At 50.3% G+C, this 8,195-nt stretch carries 8 protein-coding genes; 6 read left to right on the forward strand and 2 right to left on the reverse strand.

Going from position 1 to position 8,195, the window contains the following annotated elements; genetic code table 11:
* Positions 1–118 precede the first annotated feature (118 nt).
* From HMPREF2907_RS12940 to HMPREF2907_RS05680, 4 genes are all read left to right on the forward strand, one after another.
* Entirely contained in the window at positions 119–274 is a 156-nt protein-coding gene (locus HMPREF2907_RS12940; protein ID WP_168165202.1) for a hypothetical protein, read from the forward strand.
* A 47-nt stretch (positions 275–321) separates the two neighbouring features.
* Entirely contained in the window at positions 322–1,242 is a 921-nt protein-coding gene (gene pyrB / locus HMPREF2907_RS05670) for an aspartate carbamoyltransferase (protein WP_003743176.1), read from the forward strand.
* A 9-nt stretch (positions 1,243–1,251) separates the two neighbouring features.
* Positions 1,252–1,710 (forward strand): aspartate carbamoyltransferase regulatory subunit, encoded by a 459-nt coding sequence (pyrI, locus tag HMPREF2907_RS05675; RefSeq protein WP_003743175.1) that lies wholly within the window; start codon positions 1,252–1,254, stop codon positions 1,708–1,710.
* Between the two features lie 300 nt (positions 1,711–2,010).
* Positions 2,011–3,423: an OmpP1/FadL family transporter gene (locus tag HMPREF2907_RS05680; protein WP_070681026.1), complete on the forward strand. Its 1,413-nt coding sequence runs from the start codon at positions 2,011–2,013 to the stop codon at positions 3,421–3,423.
* Positions 3,424–3,517: 94 nt separating this feature from the next.
* On the opposite strand, the gene HMPREF2907_RS05685 is transcribed toward HMPREF2907_RS05680, so the two are convergent.
* A complete protein-coding gene (locus HMPREF2907_RS05685) occupies positions 3,518–4,003 on the reverse strand; it encodes a dihydrofolate reductase (protein WP_070681028.1) in 486 nt (161 codons plus the stop codon).
* A gap of 210 nt (positions 4,004–4,213) precedes the next feature.
* Between HMPREF2907_RS05685 and HMPREF2907_RS05690 the strand changes: the two genes are divergently transcribed.
* A complete protein-coding gene (locus tag HMPREF2907_RS05690) occupies positions 4,214–5,104 on the forward strand; it encodes a DegV family protein (RefSeq protein ID WP_070681030.1) in 891 nt (296 codons plus the stop codon).
* A 271-nt stretch (positions 5,105–5,375) separates the two neighbouring features.
* Here HMPREF2907_RS05690 and prfB read toward each other — a convergent pair whose 3' ends face one another.
* Positions 5,376–6,479 carry a peptide chain release factor 2 gene (gene prfB / locus HMPREF2907_RS05695; RefSeq protein WP_003743167.1) on the reverse strand — a complete coding sequence of 368 codons (1,104 nt, stop codon included), beginning with the start codon at positions 6,477–6,479 and terminating at the stop codon, positions 5,376–5,378.
* An 882-nt stretch (positions 6,480–7,361) separates the two neighbouring features.
* Between prfB and HMPREF2907_RS05705 the strand changes: the two genes are divergently transcribed.
* A complete protein-coding gene (locus HMPREF2907_RS05705) occupies positions 7,362–7,991 on the forward strand; it encodes a lytic transglycosylase domain-containing protein (RefSeq protein WP_318259021.1) in 630 nt (209 codons plus the stop codon).
* Positions 7,992–8,195 lie beyond the last annotated feature (204 nt).

The following is an 8,195-nucleotide window of genomic DNA, read 5'->3' on the forward strand; positions in this document are numbered from 1 at the left end:
TGTCCTGATTCAAATTTAATCCACTATATTATGGATGAAATGAAACGGTATTCTAACAGGATTTCAGGGGGCAGGGTCGTCTGAAAGTGCAAACTGTCGCCATTTTCAGACGACCCCTTTGCGCGAAATTCCGAAACCCTGCGTCGTCAAATATGCGATAATACCGCCACCTCAAACCGATTTCAGACGACCCATGCGCCTTAACGCCCGCCCCGCCCGCCCCGCCCGTTTTGCCCGTACCGCACGCCGCGGCGCGTCGGTCGTTGTTTCGTAAAACCCCGCTTTAGCGGGGTTTTTGCCGAATTGAAGAAAGGAAGCCGAATGCCCAACCCGCTTTACCGACAACACGTCATTTCCATTTCCGACCTGACGACCGAACAGCTCGAGCTGCTCCTGCAAACCGCCCTCAAGCTCAAAGCCGACCCGCGCGACGACCTGCTCGAAGGCAAACTCATCGGCTCATGTTTTTTCGAACCCTCCACCCGCACGCGCCTGTCGTTTGAAACCGCCGTACAACGCTTGGGCGGCAAAGTTATCGGCTTTGCCGACGGCGCGAACACCAGCGCGAAAAAAGGCGAAACCCTCGCCGACACCGCCCGCATCATCTCCAGCTACACCGACGCCATCATCCAACGCCATCCCAAAGACGGTGCCGCGCGCGTGTCCGCCGAGTTTTCCAAAGTCCCCGTCATCAACGCCGGTGACGGCACCAACCAACACCCCAGCCAAACCCTGCTCGACCTCGTTACCATCTACGAAACCCAAGGCCGTCTGAACAAGCTCAAAATCGCCATGGCGGGCGACCTCAAATACGGCCGCACCGTCCATTCCCTCTGCCAAGCCCTCAAACGCTGGGACTGCGAATTCGCCTTCGTCTCCCCGCCCAGCCTCGCCATGCCCGAATACATCACCGAAGAGCTCGAAGCCGCAGGCTGCCGCTACCAAATCCTGCCCGACCTCGAAACCGCCGTCGAATGGGCGGACATCCTGTACATGACCCGCGTCCAACGCGAACGCTTCGACGAACAAGAGTTCGCCAAAATCCAAGGCAAATTCAACCTCAACGCCGCCATGCTCGCCAACGCCCGCCCCAACCTGCGCGTGTTGCACCCCCTGCCGCGCGTTGACGAAATCCACCCCGACGTCGATGCCACGCCGCACGCCTACTATTTCGAGCAGGCGACCAACGGCGTTTACGCCCGCATGGCGATTTTGTCGCTGGTGTTGAACGAAGAAGTATAAGGAGCAAATATGGAAACCCCCAAACTCAGCGTCGAAGCCATCGAAAAAGGCACCGTCATCGACCACATCCCCGCAGGCAAAGGCCTGATTATCCTGCGCCAATTCAAACTGCTGCACTACGGCAGCGCCGTAACCGTCGGCTTCAACCTGCCCAGCAAAACCCAAGGCAGCAAAGACATCATCAAAATCACCGGCGTATGGCTGGACGACAACGCCGCCAACCGCCTCGCCCTCTTCGCCCCCGAAGCCGTCGTCAACACCATCGACCACTTCAAAGTCATCAACAAACGCCGGCTCACCCTGCCAGACGAAATCGGCGAAGTGTTCCGCTGCCCGAACACCAACTGCGCCAGCCACGGCGAGCCGGTGAAAAGCCGCTTCTACGTCCGCAAACAAAGCGGGCAGACCAAGCTCAAATGCCACTACTGCGAAAAAACCTTCAGCCGCGATTCCGTGACGGAGGCTTAGTTTTAGTTATAAAGCTGAACCGGCATAAATGCGAAAGGTCGTCTGAAAACTTGAAAATCAGGTTTTCAGACGACCTTTTTACATTTGGGAAGTGTTGTCGGTTTCACAACAAACGATAATTCAAAGGCATGAAAGAGAAATGACTTCCCTGCAACAATCGAATAGGGTTAAAACCGTGCAAAGAATCGAAAAGATTAGGCAAAAACGGTAAGGTGGTATAGAATCGAGCACCTATACTAATCGGATAGAGGCGTTTGTTTCAGACGACCTCTTTATTATTTGAATGTAGGTTTTAAGAAAATGACGAACTCACCTATTAAACAAACCGTAATCTTACTCAGCACAGTCTTCTTTTCCGGCGCAGTCCACGCTTCGGGCTACCACTTCGGTACGCAGTCGGTCAACGCGCAAGGCACCGCCAACTCTTCCGGCGCGGAAGCAGCCGACGCATCGACCATCTTCTACAACCCTGCCGGTCTTTCCAAACTCGACAGCAGCCAAGTTTCCGTCAACGCCAACATCGTCCTGCCCAGCATCCGCTACGAAGCCGATTCTGCACAATACTATCAAGGCGGCGATGTTTCCGGCTCGAAAAGCGGCAAAATCACCAAAACCACCGTCGCCCCGCACCTCTACGGCGCATACAAAGTCAATGACGACGTAACTTTGGGCTTGGGTGTGTACGTCCCTTTCGGCTCTGTCACCGAATACGAAAAAGATTCCGTGCTGCGCCACAACATCAACAAACTCGGCCTTACCAGCATCGACATCGAGCCGGTCGTCGCTTGGAAAGCCAATGAAAATCATGCTTTCGGTGCCGGCCTGATCGCCCAATATTCCAAAGCCGAATTGCGCAAATATTCCGACTGGGATGCCTCCGGCGCTATTAGCCAACTCGCCAGCGGCCTTGCCTCACGCGCAGCCGGTCGTCCTGTTTCCGTCAGCGCGCAAGGCAAATCTGACGGACACGCCGAAGTGAAAGGCCACGACTGGGGCTTCGGCTATCAACTCGCTTGGATGTGGGACATCAACGACCGCGCACGAGTCGGCGTGAACTACCGCTCCAAAGTAACCCACACCCTCAAAGGCTCGGCAGAATGGGAAGCCGACGGTGCATACGCCCGCCGCGCTTGGGATTTGGGCGCGCTTGCCGCCCGCGGTTACGTTCCTCGTGAAAAAGCAAGCGTCAAAATCGTAACGCCCGAATCCTTGTCCATTCACGGCATGTACAAAGCCACCGACAAATTCAACCTATTCAGCGATGTAACTTGGACGCGCCACAGCCGCTTCAATAAAGCAGAACTGGTATTTGAAAACACCAAAAACGTCGTCAACGGCAAATCCGACCGCACCGTCATCACGCCCAACTGGCGCAACACTTACAAAGTCGCGCTTGGCGGTTCTTACCAAGTGACCGACCCGCTGCAACTGCGCGCAGGCATCGCCTTTGACCGCTCGCCCGTCAAAAACGCCGGCTACCGCATGAACAGCCTGCCCGACGGCAACCGCATCTGGTTCTCGCTCGGTGCGAAATACCATATCGGCAAAAACCACGTCCTCGATGCCGCTTACAGCCACATCCACATCAACGACACCCGCTACCACACCGCCCGCGCCACCGGCAACGATGTGGACAGCAAAGGCGCATCCGGCGCGCGTTTCAAAAACCACGCCGACATCGTTGGATTGCAATACACTTACAAATTCAAGTAAACCGTTTTGCGCCGACATCAAAAGGTCGTCTGAAAACCGATATCCAGGTTTTCAGACGACCTTTTTTAATATACGGATTCAAAGGAATGCTTGGTCAACGGCGGACATAGTGGACAAAGGCGTATCCGATACCTTTCTCGCTTATGTGTGTTTCACGCAACTGCTCTTTCCATTTATCCGATGAAAATTCAGGGAAAAAAGCGTCTCCGGATACATCGAGCGACACCTCGGTCAGGCGCAAATCGGTCGCATACGGCAGGGCTTGGGCGTAAATCTGTGCGCCGCCCATGATGATGATTTCTTCGGCATCCGCACACAATGCCAATGCTTCTTCCAGTCCGGGGACGGTTTCCGCCCCTTCGGCAAGATAATCCGACTGACGGGTAATAACGATATTGTAGCGGCCGGGTAAGGGTTTCTTAGGAAGGGATTCCCATGTTTTACGTCCCATGACGACCGGTTTGCCCGTGGTATAGGTTTTGAAGAAGGCAAAGTCTTCGGGCAGATGCCAAGGCATGGTATTGTTGATGCCGATACAACGGTGGGCTGCATAAGCGGCAATCAGAGTGATTTTTTGCATGAGCATCCTTTTTTTGAGGCCTAAATTGAATATTGTAAACGATGCGGCGGACAGGTTGGTTCTTCTATTGATATTCTAAATAGGGATTATTCCAATGAGCATATAGACAATAACAAGGATACCGTTTATCATTTTTAAACGCCGTTTGTCTTGCGGCCAAATTATATTAAGTAAGCAGATTTTCATTGTCGGAAATTCAAGGGAGACAGTATGCCGGGTTCTTATGCTTTGTACCGCTGTGCGGTTTTATCGACATCCAGCGGTTCCATTGACAGTATGGCCGGACGCGACAGCACCATACATATTTTGCATTTAAACATTTCGTTTAATCATCAATGGCATGCAGACGGTTCAGATGTTAACAACAAAGAATATTGCGAATGGCGCACCAATCATCTGGATGAACCAATCAGCACGCTGCCGCCTTGCGAAGACGAATTGTCCAAAACATTCAATTATCTGGTGGAACAGGGCTATCACGAAGCCATCGTTACGACGTTGAGCCACAAATTGAGCGACTCGGCGGATGTTATCCGCAAAATGGCGGCGCAGTTTCCACAACTGAAAATCCATGTTATCGACACAGGTACCTGCTGTATGCCGGAAGGCTTTTTCGCCATGGAGGCGGAACGGCTGCTTCGGGCAGGCCTGCCTCCCCAAACGGTCGTCGCACACTTGGAAAGCCTCAAGCCTTATTGCCACATCGTATTCGGACTTTCTTCGCTCAAGTCCCTTTCTTTGGGCGGTACGCTTTCCCGCGTCGGTGCGTCTTTCGGCGATTGGCTCGGATTGCGTAACGTCCTGCACTTTTCGCAAGACAATTTGGAACGCTTGGAAACCGTTACCGACGATGTCAAAATGTTTGATTCCATTATTGCCAATACCGTCAGACTGATGAACGACAAGCCGAAAGACCAATTTATCCTCGGCGGCCTTTATACTGGCGATGAAGAACGCTACCGGCTTTTTGCCGAACGTTTTTTTGAAAAAACCGGAAGGCGGCTCGGGCAGGGCGTACCCGTATCCCCCGTTGTCGCTGCGCACGTCGGCATCTGCGGGGTCGGCGTGGGTATGGTGGAACGCATTGCCGCCCCTGCCTGAAAATTTCAAAGCAAAGCCATACCATTAAAGGCTATGGGTATTGCTCATTTGAATTGACGGCAAAAGGTCGTCTGAAAACCAAAATCTCTGGTTTTCAGACGACCTGATGATTAAATTGATGTCGGTTGGAAATCATCTGAATATTCAGTGCGGGCTTTGCTAAAAGCCTGCCATGACTTTGTGCCAGGGATAATTTGACGGGTAGGAAACAAAAAGGTCGTCTGAAAACCATGAATCTTGGTTTTCAGACGACCTTTTCACATTTTGAGTTTTACACGCCTTGTTTCAGGCTGGCTTCGATGAAGCCGTCCAAATCGCCGTCCAATACGGCTTTGGTGTTGCCGACTTCGTAGCCTGTACGCAAGTCTTTGATGCGCGAGGAGTCCAAGACGTATGAGCGGATTTGGCTGCCCCAACCCACATCGGACTTGCCTTCTTCCAACGCCTGTTTCTCTTCGTTGCGCTTGCGCATTTCCAATTCATACAGTTTGGATTTCAACATTTCCATCGCAGCGGCTTTGTTGGCGTGTTGCGAACGGTCGTTTTGACATTGCACCACAATCCCCGTCGGCTCGTGGGTAATACGCACGGCAGAGTCGGTTTTGTTGATGTGCTGACCGCCTGCGCCCGATGCGCGATAAGTGTCGATACGCAAATCGGCGGGGTTGATTTCGATTTCGATGGAATCGTCGATTTCGGGGTACACGAACACGGATGAGAACGACGTATGGCGTTTGTTGTTCGAGTCAAACGGCGAGTAGCGCACCAAGCGGTGAACGCCGGTTTCCGTGCGCAGCAAACCGTAGGCGTATTCGCCTTCCACGCGGATGGTGGCGCGGTTGATGCCCGCGATTTCGCCGTCGTCTTCTTCGAGGATTTCGATTTTGAAGCCTTTGCGCTCGGCGTAGCGGCTGTACATGCGGAACAGCATGCCCGCCCAGTCTTCCGCTTCCGTACCGCCTGCGCCTGCGGTGATGTCGATAAAGCAGTTGTTCGGGTCGGCGGGCTGGTTGAACATCCGTTTGAACTCCAAATCCGCCATCTGTTTTTCCAGTCCCGCCACGTCTTCCTGCACGGCGGCGAAACCTTCTTCGTCGTTTTCTTCGACGGTCATTTCAATCAGCATTCGGTTGTCTTCGATGCCTGAGGCGATGTTGTCGAGCGTCAACACGATGCCTTCGAGGATTTTGCGCTCTTTGCCGATTTCTTGGGCGCGTTTCGGGTCGTTCCACAGCTCAGGGTCTTCGGAAAGGCCGATGACTTCTTCCAATCGGTCTTTCTTGCCCTGATAGTCCATATAGACGCGGATGTCTTCGCTGCGCTTTTCCAAATCGTTCAGGGTGTTGTTGAGCTGGTTGATTACTTCGGCTTCCATGATTCTTGTGTGCTTTCAAAATTTTAGGTGCGTATTGTAAGGGATTTGCGGGCTTTTTTCTATGATAAAGGTCGTCTGAAAACCTGAATCTCAAGTTTTCAGACGACCTTTATGACAAAAGACTTAAATATAAAAACTAACCCATTTTTTTAAATAGAAGTGAAGTCTGCACATACCATCACATACTATTTATTTCAATGTGTTTCAGTCACAAAATGGACACACCCTAAAGAACGAAAATCCAAGCAATCTAACTTTCAGTTTGCTAGATTTTCGTTTTTTGTTTTCAAAATGGAAAAATTGTAGCTAATGAAAATATTCAAATTATTATTCCTATTGATAGTTTTTATAACTAACACAATTGTAATTGTCATACAGCATGAAATTATTTCCAAACAAGAAAATATGTTGTTACAGCAACGAATGGAAATTCATATGTTAAAGGCTCAGATTAACCTTATGGACCAAGCCATTGTAATGAATAATATGATCATTAACGACAAAGTCATTTCTTTAAAAACAAACAATTAATTCTATTTGTCAACAACTTATGTAATGCTGCCTTAAAAGGCGGCATTTTTGTATAGTAGGAGTGCAAGATGTCCCTTAATCAGATATTCCGGATGAACAGAACAATCCATAATGAACAGCCCAATGGTTGGAACGGTTCGCATCTTCTTAAATGTACGCATTCATTAAATAGCCGTTCTCGGATTGATTACTTGATGTACTGCAATCTGTTGAAAACTATGTCTGACGGTCGTTTGAAAGTGTATGTTTATGGAACACGGTATCACTTAATTGAGGGCGGCCGTATCCGTTATGTAAATGACTGGCAGGCGTCCCTTGCCGAGAAATGGGATGTGAAAAAATATGAAAAAAATGATGAGACTAACTGCCTCGCTCTTTGTTATCTGCCATTCATCGGCGTTTGCCGCTGCCGCATACCCGCAATATGAGGCTTTGGTTGAAAAACATTCCGCTGCACAAAGGCTAGACACGAATTTGGTTTGGGCGGTGATGGGACGTGAAAGTAGTGGCAACCGTTATGCACTGTCTAACAAAAATGCACGGGGTCTGTTACAGGTTATTCCACCAACGGCAGCACGGATGGGGGTCAATCCCAAGCATTTGTACGACCCCGAGCAGAACATCATCGCAGGTACACGTTACCTGCGTTTTTTATGTAACCACTTCCCTGACAAATCCAGTCACGGCTGTAATCTTGATTTGGTGCTTGCCGGATACAACGCGGGTGAAGGGGCGGTTAGGAAATATGGTGGCATTCCGCCTTATCGGGAAACTCAACATTATGTCCGTAACGTCAAAGCGCGTTACGCCCGCTTGAGCGGTAATCCTGAGATTTTGGCATCCGAATCGCCCCGGTCTTTCAAAGCCAAGCCCATACCTGCCATTTCACATTCCGACAAGTCGTCTGAAAACGCTGTCAAGGTGGTGGCGCAAACCTCCGTCAAGCGTTATGCGGATTGGGATGTTTTCCAAGAATTTTGAATTTTCCCTTGGGGTAATGCTTCCGGCTCTATGCCGGTTTTTTTATATCTTTTTTATTTATAAGGAAGTAGAAATGAATACTGTTCAATCAACTGCGTATTCTGATAAACGTTTGAATTGCTGGAAAAAGGTTTTTCTTGCATCCACTGTGTTATAGTCAATTAAAAACAAAGTAGTACAATACTCAACTTTGAAGGTCTAACC

It is taken from the genome of Neisseria sp. HMSC055H02 (assembly GCF_001813335.1).
GTDB lineage: Bacteria > Pseudomonadota > Gammaproteobacteria > Burkholderiales > Neisseriaceae > Neisseria > Neisseria sicca_C.

Coding starts and splice junctions, on each gene's coding strand:
- pyrB (WP_003743176.1), top strand. CDS start 322: ATGCCCAACCCGCTTTACCGACAACACGTCATTTCCATTTCCGACCTG.
- pyrI (WP_003743175.1), top strand. CDS start 1,252: ATGGAAACCCCCAAACTCAGCGTCGAAGCCATCGAAAAAGGCACCGTC.
- HMPREF2907_RS05680 (WP_070681026.1), top strand. CDS start 2,011: ATGACGAACTCACCTATTAAACAAACCGTAATCTTACTCAGCACAGTC.
- HMPREF2907_RS05685 (WP_070681028.1), bottom strand. CDS start 4,003: ATGCAAAAAATCACTCTGATTGCCGCTTATGCAGCCCACCGTTGTATC.
- HMPREF2907_RS05690 (WP_070681030.1), top strand. CDS start 4,214: ATGCCGGGTTCTTATGCTTTGTACCGCTGTGCGGTTTTATCGACATCC.
- prfB (WP_003743167.1), bottom strand. CDS start 6,479: ATGGAAGCCGAAGTAATCAACCAGCTCAACAACACCCTGAACGATTTG.
- HMPREF2907_RS05705 (WP_318259021.1), top strand. CDS start 7,362: ATGATGAGACTAACTGCCTCGCTCTTTGTTATCTGCCATTCATCGGCG.